The sequence below is a fragment of the Microbacterium sp. ANT_H45B genome (assembly GCF_008369345.1).
In the GTDB taxonomy this organism is placed as follows: Bacteria; Actinomycetota; Actinomycetes; order Actinomycetales; family Microbacteriaceae; genus Microbacterium.
The window spans coordinates 510,012-531,311 of record NZ_VOBK01000003.1 but is presented as its reverse complement, the minus strand read 5'-3'; the positions used below and the strand labels follow the sequence as shown (position 1 = coordinate 531,311).

Below are 21,300 nucleotides of genomic sequence, written 5' to 3'. Positions count from 1 at the left end.
CAGACCGCGCAGGGAGCGATCGCCCCGCGCTCGCGTCGATCGCCTTCGCGCCGATCTACTTCTTGCCGCCGAAGAGCCCGCCCAGCAGATCTCCGATGCCGCCGCCGCCCGACGATGCGCCGCCTCCGAGCAGGCCGCCGATGATGTCGCCGATGCCGCCCCCGCCCGACTGCGCCCCGGAGGTGCTCGACGGTGCGCTCTTGCTCTTCGTCGCGTTGGCGATGAGCCCCATCACGATGGGGGCGAGGATCGGGAGCAGCGCGCCGAAGTCGATGCCGGCGGTCTCCTTCGACTCGGTGAGCTTCTCCGTCACCTTCTTCTCGTCGGCGCCGAGGATGTGCGAGACGATCTTGCCGCCGTCGGTCTGATCGATGTCGTCGACCTTCGCCGCACCGCCTCTGCCCTCGTGGCGCTTGAGGGCGTTCTCGATCGCGGTCGAGCCCTCGGCGGTCGAGGCGTTCTTCGCCAGCCCGCCCAGCAGCACGGCACCGCCCTGCTCGACCGCGGACCTGGCGACGTCCGGCGAGACGCCGAGCTTCGCGGCGATGTCGTCGACCGGCACCTGCGTGAGGATGTCATCAAGAGCCATGGGTGATTCCTTCCCTCGGTGGACGGATGCCCGTTCCACCGCCAGGGTAGTGCGCGTGGCGCTCCGCCGGTATGCCGTTCGCGCGGGCCGCACCCGGTTGGGGGAGACCGCCTCCGACGACGTAACATCGATCCATGCGCGCCGCGGAAATCCAGGACGACCTTGCCCAGATCCTCGTCACCGAGGAGGAGATCATCGCGAAGCTCGATGAGCTCGCGATCCAGGTCGCGGCCGACTACGCCGGCAAGGAGATCATCCTGGTCGGCGTTCTCAAGGGCGCGGTCATGGTCATGGCCGACTTCGCTCGCGCACTGCCCTTCCACGCGCCCATGGACTGGATGGCCGTCTCGAGCTACGGCGCCAGCACCAAGTCGAGCGGTGTCGTGCAGATCCGGAAGGATCTCGACACCGATCTGAACGGCAAGCACGTGCTCATCGTCGAGGACATCATCGACTCCGGTCTCACGCTGAGCTGGCTGCTGGAGAACTTCGAGTCGCGCGGAGCGGAGTCGATCGAGGTGCTCGCGCTGCTGCGCAAGCCCGAGGCGGCGAAGGTCGTCATCGACTGCAAGTACGTCGGCTTCGACATCCCCACCGACTTCGTCGTGGGCTACGGACTCGACTACGACGAGCGCTACCGCAACCTGCGTGACGTCGCGGTGCTCGCGCCGCACGTCTACAGCTGAGCCGCGTCTCGTCCCGTCGCAGGCTCCTCGCCCGACGACCGGGTCTGAGCGCCGGTACGCCGTGGGTGAACGCACAGCGCCCACCTAGAGCGTGCGCGATACGCTGATCCGACCATGGATGTCAAGAAGCTCACTCGGAATCCGCTGATCTACGTCGCGCTGATCGGGCTGCTGCTGTTCGGCGGCTTCCTGCTGATCTCGAACCTCGGCGCCCCGAAGCAGATCACGACGCAGGAGGGGCTCACGCTCCTCTCCGGCAAGACCGTCACCGAGGTCGTGAACACCGACGGCGACCAGCGCGTCGACATGACCCTCTCCAAGCCGTTCAAGGGCTCCGAGAACGTGCAGTTCTACTACGTCGACGCCCGGGCCGACGAGGTCGTGACGGCGATCACCTCCGCCGATCCCAAGGACGGCTTCGACGACGCCGTCCCGCGTGCGACATGGTTCGACGGCATCCTCTCGCTCCTCCTCCCGCTCGTGCTGCTCGGCCTGCTGTTCTGGTGGCTGCTCTCGTCGATGCAGGGCGGTGGCAGCAAGGTCATGCAGTTCGGCAAGTCCAAGGCCAAGCTCGTGAACAAGGAGACCCCCACGGTCACCTTCGCCGACGTCGCCGGTGCCGACGAGGCGATCGAGGAACTCCACGAGATCAAGGAGTTCCTGCAGGACCCGGCCAAATTCCAGGCGATCGGCGCCCGCATCCCCAAGGGCGTGCTCCTGTACGGCCCTCCCGGAACCGGAAAGACGCTGCTCGCCCGCGCCGTGGCCGGTGAAGCCGGTGCGCCGTTCTACTCGATCTCCGGCTCGGACTTCGTCGAGATGTTCGTCGGTGTCGGTGCCTCCCGAGTGCGCGACCTGTTCAATCAGGCCAAGGAGAACGCCCCCGCGATCATCTTCATCGACGAGATCGACGCCGTCGGCCGCCACCGAGGCGCCGGCATGGGCGGCGGGAACGACGAGCGCGAGCAGACGCTCAACCAGATGCTCGTCGAGATGGACGGCTTCGACCCGAACGCGAACGTCATCGTGATCGCGGCGACCAACCGTCCCGACATCCTCGACCCCGCGCTGCTGCGTCCCGGCCGCTTCGACCGGCAGATCGGCGTCGACGCCCCCGACCTCAAGGGGAGGCAGAAGATCCTCGAGGTGCACGCCAAGGGCAAGCCGCTCGCGAAGAGCGTCGACCTCGAAGTCGTCGCCCGCAAGACTCCCGGCTTCACCGGTGCCGACCTCGCGAACGTCCTCAACGAGGCCGCCCTGCTGACGGCACGCTCGAACGCGCAGCTCGTCGACAACCGCGCTCTCGACGAGGCCATCGACCGGCTGATCGCCGGACCGCAGCGTCGCACCCGCGTCATGAAGGACCGCGAGAAGCTCATCACGGCGTACCACGAGGGCGGTCACGCGCTCGCCGCGGCGGCGATGAACTACACCGATCCCGTGACCAAGATCACGATCCTTCCCCGAGGCAAGGCCCTCGGATACACGATGGTGCTGCCGCTCGACGACAAGTACTCCGTCACCCGCAACGAACTGCAGGACCAGCTCACGTACGCCATGGGTGGGCGCGTGGCCGAGGAGATCATCTTCCACGACCCGACCACCGGTGCGTCCAACGACATCGAGAAGGCCACGTCGATCGCCCGCAAGATGGTCATCGAGTACGGCATGACGACGCAGGTCGGACCTGTGAAGCTCGGATCCGAGGGCGGCGACATGTTCGTGGCCCGCGACATGGGACGAGGCCGCGAGTACTCCGAGAAGGTCGCAGAGCGGGTCGACGCCGAGGTGCGCGCCCTGATCGAGCAGGCGCACGACGAGGCGTACAAGGTGATCAGCGCGAACCGCGACATCCTCGACCGCCTGGCCCTCGCCCTGCTCGAGGAGGAGACGCTCGACCACAACCAGATCGCCGAGATCTTCACCGAGGTGCGCAAGCTCCCCGAGCGGCCCCTGTGGCTGTCGAGCGAGTCGCGGCCGGTGTCGGACGTTCCTCCGATCGAGGTTCCGAAGAAGGTCGTGCCGGTCGCGGCGTCCGTCGAGGCGCCGGCCACGGCTCCGCGCACGCAGCCCGGATCTGCGGGAGCCGGTCAGGCTCGACCCGCGACGGCCTGATCCGTGGCTGTCGACCGCGCCCGGGTCGAGCGGCTCACCCGTGAGCTGCTCGAAGCGATCGGCGAGGATCCGGATCGTCCGGGGCTGAAGCAGACCCCGGCACGGATGGGCGAGCTGTACGCGGAGTTCTTCGCGGGCGTCGGGCAGGATGCCGCCGCCCCGCTCGCGCACACCATCAGCGTCGCACGCGGCCCGGCACCCGACACTCTGCCCTCGGGCGCCGTGCTGCTGCGCGACATCCGCTTCCGCTCGGTCTGCGAGCACCACCTGCTGCCGTTCGCGGGACGGGCGCACATCGCCTACCTCCCCGGTGAGCAGGTCGTCGGCCTCGGAGCGTTGGTGCGCGTGGTCGAGACCCTCGCCGCCCGACCGCAGGTGCAGGAGCGCCTCGGGGAGCAGATCGCCGACACGATCGCCGAGAACCTCGACACCCGCGGGGTGCTGGTCGTGCTCGACGCGAGCCACGGCTGCGTCACGATGCGCGGCGGGCGTCAGCCGGAGGCGTCGACCCTGACGATCGCCGCACGCGGCGAGTACACGGATGCGGTCGCTCGCGCCGAGCTCATCGCGCTGATCGGTGCATCGACCGGGTCGTCGCACGCATGACCGGCATCTGGGGCATCGTCAACATCACCCCCGACTCGTTCAGCGACGGCGGGCGCTACTTCGACGTGGACCGCGCCGTCGCACACGGCCTGCAGCTGCGCGCCGACGGAGCCACGGTGCTCGACATCGGCGGCGAGTCGACCAGGCCCGGCGCTCAGCGCGTCGGAGCCGAGGAGGAGCAGAGGCGTGTGCTGCCGGTGATCGAGCGGCTGGTCGCCGACGGCGCTCCGGTGAGCATCGACACCCTCGACGCCTCGACCGCCGCCGCGGCGGTGCGAGCGGGGGCGCGGATCGTCAACGACGTGTCGGGCGGTCTCGCAGATCCGGACATGCTCGCGGCGGTCGCCGAATCCGGCGCCGACTACGTGATCGGGCACTGGCGCGGTTTCTCCGACGACATGTACGCCAAGGCCGTCTACCGCCGCACCGCCCGCGAGGTCGCGGGGGAGCTGCAGGAGCGGATGGGCGCGACCGCCGCATCCGGCATCGCCCCGTCGCGGCTCATCCTCGACCCGGGCATCGGCTTCGCGAAGGCGGGTGCGCAGAACTGGGACGTGCTGCGCGGACTCGACGAGATCGTGGCGCTGGGCCCGCGCGTGCTCATCGGCACCTCGCGCAAGAGGTTCCTCGCGGAGACCCTGGGTGCAGACCCCGCCGGGGTCTCGGAGGCCCGCCGCGACCTCGCGACCGCGGTGACCAGTGCGCTCGCCGCCCGGGCCGGTGCGTGGGCCGTGCGCGTGCACGACGTGAGTGCCACACGGGACGCGCTCGCCGTCGTGCGCGCCTGGGAAGGATAGGACCATGGAGCCCCTCGATGAGATCGTCCTGACGGGACTCACCGTCTTCGGCAGGCACGGCGTCTACGACCACGAGCGCGAGAACGGTCAGGAGTTCACGATCGACCTGCGTCTGACGATGTCGCTGCGCGCGGCCGCGGCCTCCGATGACGTCGTCGACACGGTGCACTACGGCGAACTGGCCGAGAAGGTCGCCGCCGTCGTCGCCGGAGAGCCGGTGAACCTGATCGAGACGCTCGCCGAGCGCATCGCCGACGTCGCCCTCGCGGATTCCCGCGTGCAGTTCGTCACCGTCACGGTGCACAAGCCGCACGCTCCGATCGCCCTGACCTTCAGCGACGTCGCGGTCACCGTGCGCCGTGCGCGTTCGACCGAGAAGGACACACCATGAGCCGCAACCTGGCGAACCCGCCCAGCCTTCCCGGCTCCCGCCCCGGACGTGCAGAGGCCGTGGCCGTCGTCGCCTTCGGCGCGAACCTCGGTGACCGCGAGGCCACCATCCGGGCAGCGGCGGACCGCATCGCGCGACTGCCCCTGGTCAGCGGCGTGCGTCTGTCGCCGCTGTTCGAGACGGTGGCGCTCAGGCTGGACGGTCCGGATCCCGAGGCGCCCGGCTATGTCAACGCGGTCGCGCTGGTGACGACGCGTCTGGCTCCGAGCATCCTGCTCGGGATGCTGCACGCCGTCGAGGACGAGCACGGCCGAGAGCGGCACGAACGCTGGGGGGACCGCACGCTCGACCTCGACCTGATCGCCTACGGCGACGAGAGTGCGGACGACGAGCAACTGCAGCTGCCGCATCCGCGCGCCGCCGAGCGACTCTTCGTGCTCGAGCCCTGGCTCGCTCTCGACCCGGACGCCGAGCTGCCGGGCCGCGGCAGGGTCGCGGACCTCGTCACGAGCCTGCGCGCCGCGGAGCAGCGATGAAGCGCACCTCCGTCGGACTGCTCGTCGTCCTCGCGCTCCTCTCGGGTGCCGCGGGCTACGTGCTCGACCACATGCTCACGGCCATGGGCCGCACCACCTTCACTCCGTCGCTCCTGCTGCCCCTGCTGCTCCTGCTCATCGGTGCGGCATCGCTGGGCGTGGCGTGGCCAGTGCGCGTGAGCGTGCGCAGCGGCATCCGCATCGATCCGTTCCGCGCGACCCGCGCCGTCACCCTCGCCCGGGCGTCGAGCCTGCTCGGCGCGATCATGGCCGGGTTCGGGGTGGGGCTGCTGGTGTTCCTTCTGTCCCGGCCGATCGATCCCCCGGTAGGGTCGACTGTGGCGATGCTGGCGCTGATCGGAAGTGCGGTCGCGCTCGTCGTCGCCGCGCTCATCGCCGAACAGTTCTGCATACTTCCGAAGGATCCTGATGACTCAGAACCCAGAGATCGAGCCGGGGACCCCGGCCCCGCTGAACTCGGCGGAGGTCACTGACCTCGCAGCCCTCGATCAGGGGACCTATCCGTCGCTGCGCACCGCGCGCAACGACGCCCGCCTCGAGCTCGACGGCAGCTGGCACCAGATCTCGCCGCGCTACGTGGTGTCGCAGATCCTCCAGAACGTGATCTTCATCGCGTTCATCCTCGCGATCGCCGTGGTGCTCGCGCTCGTCCTGCATCAGACCTGGGTCTGGATCCCCGCGGGGGTCATTGTGGTGATCACGCTGATCACGCTGGTGATCCTGCCCCGTCAGGCGAAGGCGATCGGATACATGCTGCGCGCCGACGACATCGTCTTCCGCAAGGGCATCCTGTGGCAGCGCATGATCGCGGTGCCGTACGGACGCATGCAGCTCGTCGACATCACCCAGGGCCCGCTCGATCGCGCGTTCGGCGTCACCCAGCTCAAGATGGTGACCGCCGCGGCGACCACCGGGGTGCAGATCCCCGGGCTCACGCAGGCCGCCGCCGAAGCGCTGCGCGACACCCTCATCGAGGTCGCCGAGACCCGCCGGACGGGCCTGTGAGCGAGCAGCAGCCCCCCGCTCCTCCCGCACCTCCCGGCGCGGACACGGAGCGGCCGGGCGGGCGCACCACGCTCGCCGACGGCGAATGGCACCGGATGCATCCGCTCACCCCGCTGTTCAAGGGCGGGCTGGCGCTCATCATCGTCGCGGGCATCGCGTTCGCGAACCTGCGTGATCGGCTGATCGCCTGGTTCGTCGAACTCTTCACCCCGGGCGAGGAGCACTACGACTACTCCGGCGGAGACCCCGTCGACTGGGTGCTGTCGAACAACCTCGTCCTGGTCGTGCTGCTCGGCGTGCTCGTTCTGGTCGTGGTCCTCGTCGGCATCTTCTGGTTCGTGTGGCGGTTCCAGCAGTTCCGCATCACCGGCGACCACGTCGAGGTGCGCAAGGGCATCGTGTTCCGCTCGCATCGGCGCGCGCCTCTCGATCGCGTGCAGGGCGTCAACCTCACCCGGCCCTTCCCCGCACGCATCATCGGACTCGCCAAGCTCGAGGTCGTGGGGGCGGGGAACGACTCGAACGTCGAACTCGAGTACCTCGCGACAGGGCGCGCGGAGTCGGTGCGCACCGACATCCTGCGCCTGGCCTCCGGTGCCAGGGCGGCGCGCCAGGGCACCGCGGATGCCGCCGCCCGTGCCCGCGCCGGGGACGACGGGGTCGCGGGCGCACCCGCCTCCACCCGCTCCCAGCTCGTGGGCTCGATGAACGAGGGCGTCACCGGCCTCATCAGCGGCGTGGACCTCGCCGACGTCGCTCCCGAGAGCGTCGTGAAGATCCCCACGGGCCGCCTGATCGGATCGCAGCTGATCTCGAGCGTGCTCTGGTTCGTGTTCTTCGGCGTCATCTTCGGGGTGGCCGTCGGCGGCGTCGCGATCGGATCCCTGATCGACGGCGATCCGATCGGCGGATTCCTCGGGCTGGGGATCACGCTCGGTATCGCGATCCCCATGGTCGTCGCGATCGTGGGTATCACCTGGGCGCAGATCTCGAAGTCGCTGCGGTACTCGATCGCCCCCACTCCCGACGGCGTGCGGATCACCTACGGGCTGCTCACGACCGTCACCGAGACGCTGCCGCCCGGGCGCATCTTCGCCGTCGAGGTCACGCAGTCGCTGCTGTGGCGGCCGTTCGGCTGGTGGACCATCAGGATCAACCGCATGAGCGGCAAGAGCGCGGCGCAGCAGTCCTCGGGCTCGGCGCAGCAGTTCAACGTGGTGCTCCCCGTCGGCAAGCGGGCAGACGTGGAGCGCGTGCTCGCGCTCATCCTGCCGGAGGCGCCGGTCTCCGACATCCCGCTGGTCTGGGAGCACGGCATCCTCGGCCCGGTGGAGGGCGACCCCTATCGCACGATGCCGCGACGCGCCTGGTGGCGCCGCCCCCTGTCATGGAAGCGGCACGGCTTCGCGCTCACCGAGTTCGGGCTGCTGCTGCGCCGCGGCATCCTGTGGCGCAAGCTCGCGATCTTCCCGCTCGCCCGCCTCCAGGGGGTCTCGCTGTCGCAGGGCCCCGTCGATCGGGCGCAGCGGGTCTCCGGCGCGCAGGTGCACTCGGTGCAGGGACTCATCACCGGGTACCTGTCCGGACTCGAGCGGAGCGACGCCCTCTTCCTGCTCGACGGTGTGAGCTCGGCCGCGGTCGCCGCGGCGGCACGCGATCACACGCACCGGTGGGGTCAGTACGTGACGGACGCCGACGGTGCGCAGGTTCCGGGGTACCCCGGGCAGACCCCGGATGCGGCGGTCGATGCGCCTCCCGCTCCGCCGGTGGCTCCGCCTGCTCCGCCGGTGGCTCCGCCTGCTCCGACGGCGGGTCCGCCTGCTCCGCCGGCGGGTCCGCCTGCTCCGCCGGCGGGTCCGCCTGCTCCTCCGGTGGCACCGCCGGCTCCTCCTGCCGCGCCGCCTGCTCCGCCGGCTGGTCCGCCCGCTCCTCCGGTGGCTCCGCCTGCTCCTCCGGTGGCTCCGCCTGCTCCCGACCGTGACTGACCCGTCTCGACGCGATGGTCGGCTCGGGGTCGGGATCATCGGCGCCGGCCGCGTCGGTCCGGTGATCGGTGCGGCGCTGGCCGGAGCGGGCCATGCGATCACCGGCATCACGAGCGGCTCCGATGACGACCGTGCCTCCGCGGTTCTTCCGGACGTCCCGGTCCTCGACCCGCTCGAGGTCGTGCGCCGCAGCGAGCTGGTGGTGATCGCGGTTCCGCACGACCAGTTGCCCGACCTCATCGCCGGCATCGCCGAGGTCGGCGGGTGGCAGCTCGGGCAGCTCGTGCTGCACACCGACCCCGCCTACGGCGTGGGCGTGCTGCGTCCTGCCGCGCAGAGCGGCGCGATCCCGCTCGCCGTGCACCCCGCGATCACATTCACGGGCTCGACGATCGACCTGCGCCAGTTGCAGGCGAGCTATGCGGCGGTCACCGCCCCGCCGGGGGTGCTCCCGATCGCGCAGGCCCTGGCCGTGGAGATGGGGTGCGAACCGATCGTGATCGACGAGGCCGATCGTCCCGCCTACGCCGACGTGATCCAGACGGTGACGGAGTTCTCGCGCTCGATCATCGCTCAGGCCACGGGCCGTCTCGGCGAGATCGGGGTCGAGAACCCCGGCGGATACCTGTCTGCGCTGGTGCAGTCGACGGTCGAGCGAGCGCTTCGCGACGCGTCGAGTCCCGAACCGCTGCTCTGAGTCAGCGTCCGCCCGAGAAAAGTCAGCGTCCGCCCGAGAACCGTCAGCGTCCGCCCGAGAACCCGCCTCCGCCTCCGCCGCCCGAGAACCCGCCGCCGAAGGAGCCGCCGCTCGACGAGCTCCCCGTGGTCGGAGCGGAGTACGAGGCGGCAGCGTGGGAGGTCGCGGCGAAGCCGATGAGCTGAGCTCGCAGGAACGGCGCACTCGGGTCGCCGATCCAGGATGCGCCGCGCTGCTCGTAGGCGTACACGTGCTCGAGCACGGCGCCCCATTCGTCCTCCATGCCGAAGAGCATGGCGTAGGGGAGCAGCCGCTCGTAGACGACGATCACGTTCGCGCCGCCGTCCTGTCGCCGCTCGGCGCCCGAGTACGACTGCAGCATCTGCAGCCGATCGGCCTCCGCCACCCGGATGAACTCCTTGACGCCCATCAGATACTCGTACTGCCGTGCGCCCTCGGCCGTCAGCACGACGTGCTTCGAGAAGCCGTAGAAGCTCGACAGCAGCACAAGGAAGGTCGCGAACGCGATGGCGGTGAAGGCGGGCAGCGCCGTCACACGGCCCGCGATCACACCCCAGAGGCCGAGTCCGAAGCCCGCGAGCACGAGGGCGATCGCGCACCACTGCAGGATCACGGCCACGCGACTGCGCGCCTTGGTCGTGAGCCCGCGGGACACCGCTGCCTCGACGCCGCTCCTGGACAGCGTGGTCATCCGCGCAGCGAATGCCTCGCTGGATGTCGGAAGGTCGGCGACGCCGTCGTCGGCTCCGTCGAACAGCGCGTCGAGGGCCTCGGCGTCCAGAGGATCGGGGGCGCCGCCGTCCAGGCGACGCAGGCGCGGCTGCTCGGACTCTGCGCCTTCTTCGATCCGCAGCGCCCCGCGCACCGCGAGGTGGACGATCTCGGCCGGGATCGCATCCTTCGACCCGGGCACGATGGCGGCCGCCACCAGCGGGGGGAGCGAGTCGGGCACGTCGTACTGCGCGATGACGAGCCCGCTCGAGGTGCGGCGCGATCGCTTGAACGCGGACACCGCGAACCAGCTGCCCACCGAGAGCGCCGCCGCGCCGAGACCCGCGAGCGCGGGCACGGTGTCGGTGACCGGGTCGGGTTGACGCGCAGTCGGCTGCGCGGCGGTACCGGCGTCGAAGCCGATGGCGACCGTCACCCCTTCGCCGGCAGCGAGGTCGACCGCCTCGACGCTGTACTCGCCGGGCGTGGGCATCGCGAGGTCGCACTTCTCCGTCGATCCGGAGACGCCGATGTAGCAGCGCGAGGATCCCGTCAGATGCTCCGTCATCTGCGGATCGACGGTGATGTCGGCGCGGAACGCATCGATGCGCTGGGTGCTGTCGAGGGGCAGCAGGTCCCAGTAGAACTCGTCGACGCCGGAGTCGGCGGCGAGGACGACATCCCGCATCTCGTACTCGATGACGTAGGTGGTGAGGCCGCGGACGTAGTCGTCGTCTCCCGTGAGGACGTACAGCAGGCCGTCGTCCTCGTCGGTCTCGTAGGGCACCTCCGCCCCGTTCTCGTCAGTGACCGAGAGCACCCGCAGGTCGATTCCCGCGTTCTCGTAGGTCGTGAGCAGCCCGCGCACGATCCCCTTGTTCTGGTCGACGTCGGGAAAACGCGCGGTCAGCGATTCGGTGACGTGCATGCGCGCATGTCCGTCCTCATCGAGGCCGAGGTCGATCTGCGTGTCCCACGACGCGTACGAGAAGTCGTCGACGTCGGCCTCCGCTGCGGGCACAGGGGCGGAAGCGGATGCGGCCGCCGCAGGGAACAGCACTGCGGCCGCGGCGACGATCGTGGCGAGGACGGGCGCGAGTCTGTGGGCTGCCATGCTTCGAGGCTACCCAGACTTCGCCGCAGGAGCAGGGGCGCGACCTCGGTAAACTGGACCCGACTTTCCAAGGAGCCCCGAATGACTGACGCGTCTGCCGCGCCCGAGACGACCACGGTCGTCACCGAAGAAGACGTCCACGAGCAGAAGGCCGTGCGGCTCGCGAAGCGCGAGCGTCTGGTGGCGAACCGCACGGATGCCGGCGGAGGCGCCTTTCCGGTGAGCGTCCCCGTGACGCACCGGATCCCCGCGCTGCGCGCCGAGTACGGCGAGCTCGAGCCCGGTGCGGAGACCGGAGTGATCGCGGGCGTCGCCGGTCGTGTGGTCTTCAGCCGCAACACCGGAAAGCTGTGCTTCGCGACGCTGCAGGCCGGTGACGGCTCGCGCATCCAGGCGATGATCTCCCTGGCCAACGTCGGCGAGCAGTCGCTCGCGGACTGGAAGGAGTACGTCGATCTGGGCGACCACGTCTTCGTGCACGGTGAGGTCATCTCGAGCCGTCGCGGCGAACTGTCGATCATGGCCGACGACTGGGCGATCGCCGCGAAGGCGATCCTGCCCCTGCCGAACGCCTACTCCGAGCTCAGCGAAGAGGGACGGGTGCGCAGCCGCTACCTCGATCTGATCGTCCGCGAGCAGGCCCGCACGACCGTGCGCGCCCGCGCCGCCGTCAACGCGAGTCTGCGCGCGACCTTCGGCGACCACGACTACCTCGAGGTGGAGACGCCCATGCTGCAGGTGCAGCACGGCGGGGCATCCGCACGCCCGTTCGTGACGCACTCGAACGCGTTCGACACCGAGCTCTACCTGCGCATCGCACCGGAGCTCTACCTGAAGCGCGCCGTCGTCGGCGGCATCGAGCGGGTCTACGAGATCAACCGCAACTTCCGCAACGAGGGTGCCGACTCGACCCACAGCCCCGAGTTCGCGATGCTCGAGGCCTACCAGGCCTACGGCGACTACAACCAGATGGCCTCGCTCACCCAGGAGCTGGTGCAGAACGCGGCCGTCGCGGTCGCGGGGTCCACCACCGTCACGTGGGCAGACGGCACCGAGTACGACCTCGGCGGCGAGTGGGACCGCATCTCGATGTACGAGTCGCTGTCGACCGCCGCCGGACGCCCGTTCACTCCGGCCGACACCGTCGAGGATCTCGTCGCGTTCGCCGAGGCGAACGGTGTCGATCTGCCCGCGCAGGAGACCCACGGCAAGCTCATCGAAGAGCTGTGGGAGCACTTCGTGAAGGGCGATCTCGTACGCCCGACCTTCGTCATGGACTTCCCTCTGGACACCTCGCCGCTGGTGCGCGAGCACCGCTCGATCGACGGCGTGGTGGAGAAGTGGGACCTGTACATCCGTGGCTTCGAGCTCGCGACGGGGTACTCGGAGCTCGTCGACCCCGTCATCCAGCGCGAGCGCTTCGTCGAACAGGCGAAGTTGGCCGCGCGCGGTGACGTCGAGGCCATGCCCGTCGACGAGGAGTTCCTCCGCGCCCTCGAGCACGGCATGCCGCCGTCCGGGGGCATGGGCATGGGGATCGACCGTCTGCTGATGGCCATCACGGGTCTGGGCATCCGCGAGACGATCCTCTTCCCGCTCGTCAAGTAGCAGACGTCGCGCCACGGCGGAACGCCCACTCCGGCAGCACCGCGGCGGCGATCATCGTCTCGAGCAGGGCCGCCAGCCCGTATTCGGGATCGATCGCCCGGACGAGATCGAGGTAGTGCGCCGCGTGGCTGGCGCGACCCAGCGCCCACGACAGCCACGCGGCGGCCGTGAGAGGAGCGGGCCTCGACGCCCGCGGCGCCCGCGCCGCGGCGATGCGGACGAGGAAGAGCGCGCGTCTCAGACGCTCGGGGTCGGGCGTCGGCCCGCGGCCGAGGAACACGTCTCCGAGATCGTCGGGCACGCTGGATCGGGCGTCGGCGAAGGACAGCTGGGCCTCGAGGGTGCGCATGCCTCCGACCGCGTCCGTGGCCCACTGCACCAGGGCCACGTCGCGGAACAGCGGACGATCGAGGCACCACAGGAGTGCCGCGATCGCGAAGGGCGGAAGGTCGTCCGGCGCGGTGATCGCGGTCTCGAAGAACGCCGGGACATCGTCGAGCAGGAGGAGCGCCGCGATCGCCTGAGGGTTCTCCTGGCCGGTCGGCCCCTGCCCCCGAGTCCGCTCGAGCAGCGCGTCGATGTCGCGGAGTGCGCGTCCGACCCGTTCGGTCTCCGCGAGGTCCGTCGGGGGAAGCTCGGCGCCTGACCGCTGGTCGCCCGAGACGTCGCCCACTCCCGGCACCGCGGGGACCCGGGTATCGAGCACCCGCAGCTGCGGATCGTCGTCGAGGTAGCTCGACCACCCTCCCCGGGTCACGCAGAGGGCGTCGACGATGCGCAGGCCCGAGTCGTCGGCCCGCTGGAGAACGTCGTCGACGGCGATGGCGAAGGGCAGGACGAGCCCCTCGGGGGTGACGTGCACGTCGTCGTCGGTGTAGACGACGAGTGCCACGGCATCCGCAGCGCGCACCCGTGACACGAGCCCGATGGCGGCGTCGGCGTAGTCCTCGGTGCGCACGTCGTCGTGGGGGAGGTCGAGTCGCATCGCGCCGCTGGTGCGCGAACCGTGGAAGGGGAGCAGCACGAGGCTGTCGCGGGGAGTGAAGCCGGCGAGGGACGGCACCATCTGGAGGAATTCGGCGGAGCCTGATGCGCGAAGGAGTGTGGTCATCACGGGAGTCTCGTCGGCGCGTCGTGACCGTGGCGCGATTCCACAGGTCGCGCGGCCGGTTCCGCCTCAGGCGTCGAGTGTGGAGGAGTGATCGGTCGCGTACCATGGGGTCATGGAGAACTTCTGGCTCGCCGCCGCATGGTCGATCATCCCGACCATCGGAGTGAGCGTCGTGTTCTTCTTCGTGCTCAGGGGGATTCTGAGATTCGACCGCACCGAACGCCGTGTGCACGCGCGGATCGAGGCAGAAGAGCGAGCCGCGCGCGGCCTGCCTCCGCGCTCCTGAGGGCGTCCGGACCATCGGCTACTGTGTAGCCAGAGCACCGCTGGTGCCCACTGAGGCGTATGCCGTCGAGGTGCCGACCCGTCGGGAGGACGAGGCATGACGCCGGAAACCTTGGCATGGTGGATCGCCGCCTTCCTGCTGGCGCTCGACCTGGCGATCCGCATCACGGCGATCATCGTCATCCCGAGGAACCGCCGCCCCACCGCCGCGATGGCCTGGCTGCTCGCCGTCTTCTTCATCCCGTTCGTCGGCGTCTTCCTGTTCCTGCTGATCGGGAATCCGCGTCTGCCGCGCGTGCGCCGCCGCAAGCAGGACCAGATCAACGAGTACATCGCCGACACGAGCGAGCACCTGCACTTCGGAACCCTGCGCCCCGACGCCCCGAGCTGGTTCCCGCCGCTGGTCGAGATGAACCACCGCCTCGGCGCACTGCCCATCTCGGGAGACAACGGTGCGCACCTGATCTCGGACTACCAGGAGTCGCTCGATGCGATGGCCGACGAGATCCGCAAGGCCGAGGACTACGTGCACATCGAGTTCTACATCCTGCAGTCCGACGCGTCGACCGACAACTTCTTCCGAGCGATGGAGGAGGTCGCCGAACGCGGAGTGCATGTCCGCGTGCTGCTGGACCACTGGGCGAATCGCTGGAAACCGAAGTACCGGGCGACGATCTCGCGTCTGGACCGCATGGGTGCGCACTGGCACCTGATGCTCCCCGTGCAGCCGTTCAAGGGGCGCATGCAGCGGCCCGACCTGCGCAATCACCGCAAGCTGCTCGTCGTCGACGGCAAGGTCGCCTTCCTCGGATCGCAGAACGTCACCGACTCGACCTACAACCTCCCGAAGAACATCAAGCGCGGTCTGCACTGGGTCGACCTGATGGTCCGCATCGACGGTCCGGTCGTGCTGAGCGTCAACGCGATCTTCCTGAGCGACTGGTACAGCGAGACCGACGAGATCCTGCAGGAGATCGACATCGCGCATGCCGAGACGGGGTCGGGCGACCTCGACTGCCAGGTGGTGCCCTCCGGACCCGGCTTCGAGGTCGAGAACAATCTGCGCCTCTTCCTCGGGCTGCTGTACGCGGCCAAAGAGAAGATCATGATCGTCAGCCCGTACTTCGTGCCCGACGAGGCGCTGCTGTTGGCCGTGACCGCCGCGGTCGACCGCGGTGTGCAGGTCGAGCTCTTCGTCTCGGAGGAGGGCGACCAGGCGATGGTCTATCACGCCCAGCGCAGCTACTACGAGGTGCTGCTGAAAGCCGGGGTGCGCATCCGGATGTACCCCAAGCCCTACATCTTGCACACGAAGAGTCTGACCATCGACGACCAGGTCGCGGTCATCGGGTCGAGCAACATGGACATGCGCTCGTTCGGTCTGAACCTCGAGGTCTCGATGCTGGTGCGGGGCGAGGAGTTCGTCGCCGAGATGCGCGCGGTCGAGGACGGATACCGGTCGCTCAGCCGAGAGCTGACCCTCGACGAGTGGATGCAGCAGCCGCTGCGCTCGACCGTGCTCGACAACCTCGCCCGGCTCACCTCCGCGCTGCAGTAGCGAGATCAGGGTGCCTGCCCGAGATCGGGCGCCGAGGCTACCCTGGACGTATGGCCTTCTCCACGCGTCTCCTCGCCGCCGCCGTGTCCTCGTTCGCCGTCGCCGTGCTCCTCGCGGGGTGTGCGTCCGGACCCGTCGGCACGGCTCCGGAGTCCACCGGCGACCCGTCGAACGGTCCGGGGCAGAGCTCCGGCGACTCCGACGACCTGGAGGGGACGCTGCTCGATGACGGGCGCCTGTTCGCCGTCGTCACGAGGGGATCGTCGACGTGCGTGCCGCAGGTGGATCAGGTCGATGCAGACGGGCAGACCGTCTCGGTGACGCTGGTCGACCCGGCCGACGACGGCGACCGGGTCTGCACCGCCGACCTGGCTCCGCGCGCGAGTATCGGAGCTCTTCCCGAGGGCGTCGACCCGACGAAGGAGATCACCCTGCAGGTCGCCTACGGGGATCTTCGTGACGACGTCGATCTCGACGGGGACCCCTCGTTCAGCGGTACGCCGGGATCGTCGACCGAGTACCTGCCCAGCGCGGGATGGGTCGACGACGGAACGCTCGTCCTGCTCACCTGGGGATCGTCGAGCTGCGCTCCGGTCGTCGAGAGCGTCGAGGCGGCGGGGTCGACCGGCACGGCGACCTTCGTCACCGACGATCAGCAGGTCTGCACGATGGACATGGCTCCCCGGGCGACCCTGATCGAGCTCGGCGACGACGCGGTGGACGACGACGCCTTCACCCTCACGCTGGTCGGCGGCGGCCTCGACGGGACGGTCGACGTCCGCGGCTGACACGCTGACCCGCGGCCCCGGGTCCTGCGGTGTGCGTCAGAGGCCCGCGACGGGGTGGTCGGCGGGCAGCGCCAGCAGCAGCGCCCGAGGATCCACCCGGCACGTGATGCGTACGGCGGTGCCGAACTCGTCGCCGTCGAGTTCGATCGGGGTGGGGGCGGATGCCGCGGCCTCGGCCGCCACGCCGCGGAAGTAGTGCACGGAGGCGTCCCTGCCCCGGCGCTCGAGGACGCGTCGTCCGGCGCGCGAGCGTCGCAGCACCGAATTGTCCCACCAGATCTTGCGCCACACCCCGAGCCAGCCGAGCACGCCCGTCGGCTGGATCACGGCGACATCGAGCACGGCATCGGTGATCGATGCGTCGGGGATCAGCGCGATCCCGGCGGGCAGGGTGCCGCAGTTCGCGAACAGGATGCTGTGCACCTTGGTCGAGTGCAGGCGCCCGTCGTCGACCTGGAACACGGCGCGGAACGGCTCGGCCGTCACCAGCGAACGCGCCGCGCCGTCGACATAGGCGATCCATCCGACCGTCTTCTTCAGGTCGGGCCGGGTGTTGGCGATCATGTCGGCGTCCAGCCCGATCCCAGCCAGGACGACGAAGGCGTGCTCCTCGTGCGTGCCGTCCGCCCGCGTCAGACGCGCCCAGCCGATGTCGATGGCGTGGCGGAAGTCGCCGAGGGCGGCGCGGATCATCTCGTCGGGGTCGGACAGGGGGAGTCCGAGGTTGCGCGCGAGCAGGTTGCCCGTGCCGCTGGGCAGGATCGCCAGCGGCACCCCTGAGCCGGCGATGGCTTCGGAGACCGCACGCACGGTGCCGTCGCCCCCGGCGACGAGCACGACGTCGACGTCGCGCTCCAGCGCCTGCGAGGTCGCCTGCTGCCCCGCGTCGTCGACGGTCGTCGGATAGAAGGCCGGATGCTCCCATCCCGCCTCGCGGGACAGATCGCGCACCCGTGCGCGCAGATGCTTCTCGTCGACCTTGATCGGGTTGTAGACGAGTGCCGCCTGGCGTCGGCCGGTGGCGCTCGTGGTCATGGCGCTACTCTAGCCCCGGCATCCGCCCCGTCCCGCCGCGGGCCGAGGCCCGCCCGCACCATAGACTTGGTGGATGATCGACCTCGCACTCCTCCGCGACAACCCGGAGATCGTCCGCCGCTCTCAGGCCGCCCGTGGCAACGACCAGGGCACCGTCGACATCGCACTCGAGGCGGACCGATCGCGTCGTGCGGCCCTCGCCGCCTTCGAGGAGCTGCGAGCCGAGCAGAACGCGTTCGGCAAGCGGGTCGCGAAGGCGCCCAAGGACGAGAAGGCGGCCCTCGTCGCCCAGGTCAAGGACCTCGCCGAGCGCGTCAAGCACGCCCAGCAGGCCGCCAACGAGGCGTCGGAAGCGGCATCCGTCGCACTCGCCCGCATCGAGAACGTCGTGATCGACGGCGTGCCCGCCGGAGGCGAAGCCGACTTCGTGGAACTGCGGACGGTGGGGGAGCCCCCGGCCTTCGACTTCGAACCCCGCGACCACCTCGAGCTCGGGGAGATCCTCGGTGCGATCGACATGGAGCGCGGCGCGAAGGTGTCGGGTGCGCGCTTCTACTTCCTCCGCGGCATCGGCGCGCGCCTCGAGATCGCCCTGATGAACCTCGCGCTCGACAAGGCGCTGCAGAACGACTTCGTGCCGCTGATCACGCCCACGCTCGTGCGGCCCGAGATCATGCAGGGCACCGGGTTCCTCGGCGAGCACGCCGACGAGGTCTATCACCTCGACAAGGACGACGACCTCTACCTCGTCGGCACCAGCGAGGTCGCGCTCGCCGGGTACCACAAGGACGAGATCCTCGACCTCGGCAAGGGAGCGCTGCGCTACGCGGGCTGGTCGACGTGCTACCGGCGCGAGGCGGGGTCGCACGGCAAGGACACCCGCGGGATCATCCGCGTGCACCAGTTCAACAAGCTCGAGATGTTCGTCTACACGACCCCCGAGGAGGCGGAGGCGGAGCACCTGCGCCTCGTCGCCCTGCAGGAGGAGATGCTGACCTCGCTCGGCCTCGCCTACCGCGTCATCGACGTCGCCGCAGGAGACCTGGGGTCCAGCGCCGCGCGCAAGTACGACATCGAGGCGTGGGTGCCCACCCAGGGAGCGTTCCGCGAGCTGACCTCGACCTCCAACTGCACGACCTACCAGGCGCGTCGTCTCGACATCCGCCACCGCCCCGAGGCGGTCGAGGGCGTGCAGTCCAAGACGCAGCCCGTGGCGACCCTGAACGGCACGCTCGCGACCACGCGCTGGATCGTCGCGCTGCTCGAGACGCACCAGCAGGCCGACGGATCCGTGCGGGTGCCGGAGGTGCTGCGACCGTACCTCGGCGGCCTCGAGGTGCTGGAGCCTGAGGCGTGACCGCCCCCTGGCTGGTCGGGCTCGACGTCGACGGCACCATCCTGCTGCAGGACGAGTCGATGAGCCCCGGCGTGCCCGAGGCCGTCGCCCGCCTGCGTGACGCCGGTCACGAGGTGACCATCGCGACCGGGCGCAGCTGGATGGCGACACGGAGGTGGGTCGAGCAGCTCGGCCTCACCCCGGAGTTCGTCGTCTGCTCCAACGGAGCGGTCACCATGCGTCGGGTCGGCGACGACTGGGAACGCTGGCACATCGAGACCTTCGATCCGTCGCCCGTGCTCGCGCTGCTGCGGGACCGCCTGCCCGAAGCCCGGTACATGGTCGAGCTGGGCTCGGGACTGCGCCTGTACACCGCCCAGCTCGACGACTGGACGCTCGACGGCGGACGCCAGGTCGACTTCGAGGAGCTCGCCGCCGAGCCCGTCTCGCGCATCGTCGTGGTGTCTCCCGGGCATGACGAGGAGGACTTCCACCGCCTCGTCTCCGACGCCGGTCTGAACGAGGTCTCGTACGCGATCGGCTGGACGGCGTGGCTCGACATCGCACCCCAGGGGGTCGACAAGGGCACCGCGCTCGAGCGGGTTCGCATCGAACTCGGCATGGACCGCGAACGGGTGCTCGTCGCCGGAGACGGCCGCAACGACATCGGGATGTTCGGCTGGGCGCGAGGGATCGGCGGACGGGCGGTGGCCATGGGGCAGGCCCCCGACGAGGTCAAGGACGCCGCGGGGGAGGTCACCGACGACGTCGAGGACGGCGGGCTGGCGACCGCACTCGACACGCTTCCAGCGACCGCCCAGGTCAGCGCGGGAGAATAGGTTCGGCTAGACTCACGGCTTGTCGGCAGATTCGTCTGTCGGGAGGGTTGTCCGAGCGGCCGATGGAGCTGGTCTTGAAAACCAGTGGGCAGAGATGTCTCGTGGGTTCGAATCCCACACCCTCCGCTGTACTGGGCACGGTGTCCCCCGCACCGCACGCTGAACCGAAAGGCCCCGAGTGAGTCCTACCGCCCGACGCCGTCGCACGATCGCGCGCCACGGTCAGCTGCACACGCCAGGACCGCTCAACCAGCTCCTCAAGTTCATCGCGATCGGCCTCGCCGTGGTCCTGGTCAGCGGCTTCGGCGTCGCGGGCTACGTGGTCTACGACCTCTCCAGCACGGTCACGGCCAACGCGGTCGAGCTCGACACGAAGAGCGAGGTGCCGCCGGACATCGGCGAGTACAAGGAGGGCTTCAACCTTCTCCTGACCGGTGTCGACACCTGCGAGGAGGCGTACGCGGCCTACTTCGGCGATCGGTGCAGCGGGAAGGACTCCGGGGGCACTCTCAACGACGTGAACCTGCTCGTCCATGTCTCGCAGGAGCCCCGCCGCGTCACCGTCGTCAGCTTCCCGCGCGACCTGATGCTCGCGATCCCCGAGTGCGAGGATGTCGAGGGCAACGTCCACTCCGCGATGAGCAAGCAGCCGTTGAACGTGGCCTACACCGACGGCGGACTCAACTGCGTCGCGCAGACGATCACCAAGCTCACCGGCCAGGAGATCCAGTTCGCGGCCTCGGTGACCTTCGGCGGCGTGATCGAGATCACCAACGCGATCGGCGGCGTCGAGGTGTGCCTCGCCAACCCGATCAAGGACCGCCACACGGGCCTCGATCTGCCGGCCGGCACGCGGACCATCCAGGGTCTCGAGGCGCTGCAGTTCCTGCGCACGCGACACGGCGTCGGCGACGGCAGCGACCTCGGCCGGATCGGCAACCAGCAGCAGTACATGTCGAGCCTCGCGCGAAAGCTGATCAGCAGCGAGACGCTGGGCAACGTGCCGACGATGCTCAGGCTCGCAAACACGGGAATCCGCAACCTCACGACGAGCACGTCGCTCGCCGATCCGGTGAAGATCGTGCAGATCGCTCTCGCGGTGAAGTCGGTGCCGTTCGAGGACATCGTGTTCCTGCAGTACCCGACGAACACCGACTCGGAGAACCCGAACAAGGTCGTGGCGAACCAGTCCGCGGCGGCCGAGATGTGGGACGCGATCAACGCGAACGCCCAGCTGCAGGTGACGCACCAGAACACCGAGAACGACGGCGTCATCCTCACCGATCCCGAGACGGGGGCGCCGGTCGAGGGCGGCACCGAGACGCCCGATCCCTCGGCCACCTCCGAGAACGTCGTGGCGCTGCCGGATTCGATCAAGGGCAACTCGGCGGCCCAGCAGACCTGCTCGAACGGCAACGTGCGCTGACCGTCCCCGGTGGAGGTCTCGACCCGGTAGGGGTCAGGCG

At 69.6% G+C, this 21,300-nt stretch carries 21 protein-coding genes and 1 tRNA gene; 18 read left to right on the top strand and 4 right to left on the bottom strand.

Annotated elements, in window-relative coordinates; translation table 11 throughout:
- Window positions 1-55: 55 nt before the first annotated feature.
- Complete coding sequence (locus tag FQ142_RS14655; protein WP_056413062.1) at window positions 56-589, bottom strand: DUF937 domain-containing protein; 534 nt, start codon at window positions 587-589, stop codon at window positions 56-58.
- Between the two features lie 134 nt (window positions 590-723).
- Between FQ142_RS14655 and hpt the strand changes: the two genes are divergently transcribed.
- From hpt to FQ142_RS14605, 10 genes are all read left to right on the top strand, one after another.
- The gene (gene hpt, locus FQ142_RS14650) at window positions 724-1,275 is read left to right on the top strand and encodes a hypoxanthine phosphoribosyltransferase (protein ID WP_045254858.1); all 552 of its coding nucleotides are present in this window, start codon (window positions 724-726) and stop codon (window positions 1,273-1,275) included.
- Window positions 1,276-1,389: 114 nt separating this feature from the next.
- Window positions 1,390-3,390 carry an ATP-dependent zinc metalloprotease FtsH gene (gene ftsH / locus FQ142_RS14645; protein ID WP_056413059.1) on the top strand — a complete coding sequence of 667 codons (2,001 nt, stop codon included), beginning with the start codon at window positions 1,390-1,392 and terminating at the stop codon, window positions 3,388-3,390.
- A gap of 3 nt (window positions 3,391-3,393) precedes the next feature.
- Window positions 3,394-3,996 carry a GTP cyclohydrolase I gene (folE, locus tag FQ142_RS14640; protein WP_149423881.1) on the top strand — a complete coding sequence of 201 codons (603 nt, stop codon included), beginning with the start codon at window positions 3,394-3,396 and terminating at the stop codon, window positions 3,994-3,996.
- Window positions 3,993-4,793: a dihydropteroate synthase gene (gene folP, locus FQ142_RS14635; RefSeq protein WP_149423880.1), complete on the top strand. Its 801-nt coding sequence runs from the start codon at window positions 3,993-3,995 to the stop codon at window positions 4,791-4,793. The genes folE and folP overlap by 4 nt, the downstream gene beginning before the upstream one ends.
- A gap of 4 nt (window positions 4,794-4,797) precedes the next feature.
- Window positions 4,798-5,184, top strand: a complete 387-nt coding sequence (gene folB / locus FQ142_RS14630) for a dihydroneopterin aldolase (protein WP_149423879.1) — start codon at window positions 4,798-4,800, stop codon at window positions 5,182-5,184.
- Complete coding sequence (gene folK / locus FQ142_RS14625) at window positions 5,181-5,720, top strand: 2-amino-4-hydroxy-6-hydroxymethyldihydropteridine diphosphokinase (RefSeq protein ID WP_149423878.1); 540 nt, start codon at window positions 5,181-5,183, stop codon at window positions 5,718-5,720. Before folB ends, folK begins: the two co-directional genes overlap by 4 nt.
- Entirely contained in the window at window positions 5,717-6,214 is a 498-nt protein-coding gene (locus FQ142_RS14620) for a DUF3180 domain-containing protein (RefSeq protein WP_056413044.1), read from the top strand. Before folK ends, FQ142_RS14620 begins: the two co-directional genes overlap by 4 nt.
- Window positions 6,150-6,746, top strand: a complete 597-nt coding sequence (locus tag FQ142_RS14615) for a PH domain-containing protein (protein WP_149423877.1) — start codon at window positions 6,150-6,152, stop codon at window positions 6,744-6,746. The genes FQ142_RS14620 and FQ142_RS14615 overlap by 65 nt, the downstream gene beginning before the upstream one ends.
- Window positions 6,743-8,731, top strand: a complete 1,989-nt coding sequence (locus FQ142_RS14610; RefSeq protein WP_262492166.1) for a PH domain-containing protein — start codon at window positions 6,743-6,745, stop codon at window positions 8,729-8,731. The genes FQ142_RS14615 and FQ142_RS14610 overlap by 4 nt, the downstream gene beginning before the upstream one ends.
- Window positions 8,724-9,428 carry a DUF2520 domain-containing protein gene (locus FQ142_RS14605; protein ID WP_056413036.1) on the top strand — a complete coding sequence of 235 codons (705 nt, stop codon included), beginning with the start codon at window positions 8,724-8,726 and terminating at the stop codon, window positions 9,426-9,428. Before FQ142_RS14610 ends, FQ142_RS14605 begins: the two co-directional genes overlap by 8 nt.
- A 43-nt stretch (window positions 9,429-9,471) precedes the next feature.
- Here the strand turns inward: FQ142_RS14605 and FQ142_RS14600 are convergent, their stop codons facing one another.
- Entirely contained in the window at window positions 9,472-11,274 is a 1,803-nt protein-coding gene (locus FQ142_RS14600) for a DUF2207 domain-containing protein (RefSeq protein ID WP_149423876.1), read from the bottom strand.
- Window positions 11,275-11,355: 81 nt separating this feature from the next.
- On the opposite strand from FQ142_RS14600, the gene lysS reads away from it, so the two are divergent.
- Window positions 11,356-12,882, top strand: coding sequence for a lysine--tRNA ligase (lysS, locus tag FQ142_RS14595; protein ID WP_149423875.1), 1,527 nt, complete (start codon window positions 11,356-11,358; stop codon window positions 12,880-12,882).
- On the opposite strand, the gene FQ142_RS14590 is transcribed toward lysS, so the two are convergent.
- Window positions 12,875-13,993 (bottom strand): DUF4192 family protein, encoded by a 1,119-nt coding sequence (locus FQ142_RS14590; protein WP_149423874.1) that lies wholly within the window; start codon window positions 13,991-13,993, stop codon window positions 12,875-12,877. The two genes, lysS and FQ142_RS14590, sit on opposite strands and share 8 nt — an antisense overlap.
- Window positions 13,994-14,105: 112 nt before the next feature.
- Between FQ142_RS14590 and FQ142_RS17520 the strand changes: the two genes are divergently transcribed.
- The 3 genes from FQ142_RS17520 (at window position 14,106) to FQ142_RS14580 (ending at window position 16,624) form a co-directional block, all read left to right on the top strand.
- Window positions 14,106-14,279, top strand: a complete 174-nt coding sequence (locus FQ142_RS17520) for a hypothetical protein (protein WP_188042417.1) — start codon at window positions 14,106-14,108, stop codon at window positions 14,277-14,279.
- Between the two features lie 96 nt (window positions 14,280-14,375).
- Window positions 14,376-15,836 (top strand): cardiolipin synthase, encoded by a 1,461-nt coding sequence (gene cls, locus FQ142_RS14585; RefSeq protein ID WP_056413025.1) that lies wholly within the window; start codon window positions 14,376-14,378, stop codon window positions 15,834-15,836.
- 50 nt (window positions 15,837-15,886) lie between these two features.
- Window positions 15,887-16,624 (top strand): hypothetical protein, encoded by a 738-nt coding sequence (locus FQ142_RS14580; protein WP_149423873.1) that lies wholly within the window; start codon window positions 15,887-15,889, stop codon window positions 16,622-16,624.
- A 36-nt stretch (window positions 16,625-16,660) separates the two neighbouring features.
- Here FQ142_RS14580 and FQ142_RS14575 read toward each other — a convergent pair whose 3' ends face one another.
- On the bottom strand, window positions 16,661-17,659 hold the full coding sequence (locus FQ142_RS14575; protein ID WP_149423872.1) for a diacylglycerol/lipid kinase family protein: 999 nt from the start codon (window positions 17,657-17,659) through the stop codon (window positions 16,661-16,663).
- 73 nt (window positions 17,660-17,732) lie between these two features.
- Between FQ142_RS14575 and serS the strand changes: the two genes are divergently transcribed.
- From serS to FQ142_RS14555, 4 genes are all read left to right on the top strand, one after another.
- Complete coding sequence (serS, locus tag FQ142_RS14570; protein WP_056413014.1) at window positions 17,733-19,016, top strand: serine--tRNA ligase; 1,284 nt, start codon at window positions 17,733-17,735, stop codon at window positions 19,014-19,016.
- Window positions 19,013-19,834: an HAD family hydrolase gene (locus tag FQ142_RS14565; RefSeq protein WP_149423871.1), complete on the top strand. Its 822-nt coding sequence runs from the start codon at window positions 19,013-19,015 to the stop codon at window positions 19,832-19,834. The genes serS and FQ142_RS14565 overlap by 4 nt, the downstream gene beginning before the upstream one ends.
- 41 nt (window positions 19,835-19,875) lie before the next feature.
- Window positions 19,876-19,960, top strand: a tRNA-Ser gene (locus FQ142_RS14560).
- 52 nt (window positions 19,961-20,012) lie between these two features.
- Window positions 20,013-21,260 (top strand): LCP family protein, encoded by a 1,248-nt coding sequence (locus FQ142_RS14555; protein WP_188042416.1) that lies wholly within the window; start codon window positions 20,013-20,015, stop codon window positions 21,258-21,260.
- The last annotated feature ends 40 nt before the right edge of the window (window positions 21,261-21,300 follow it).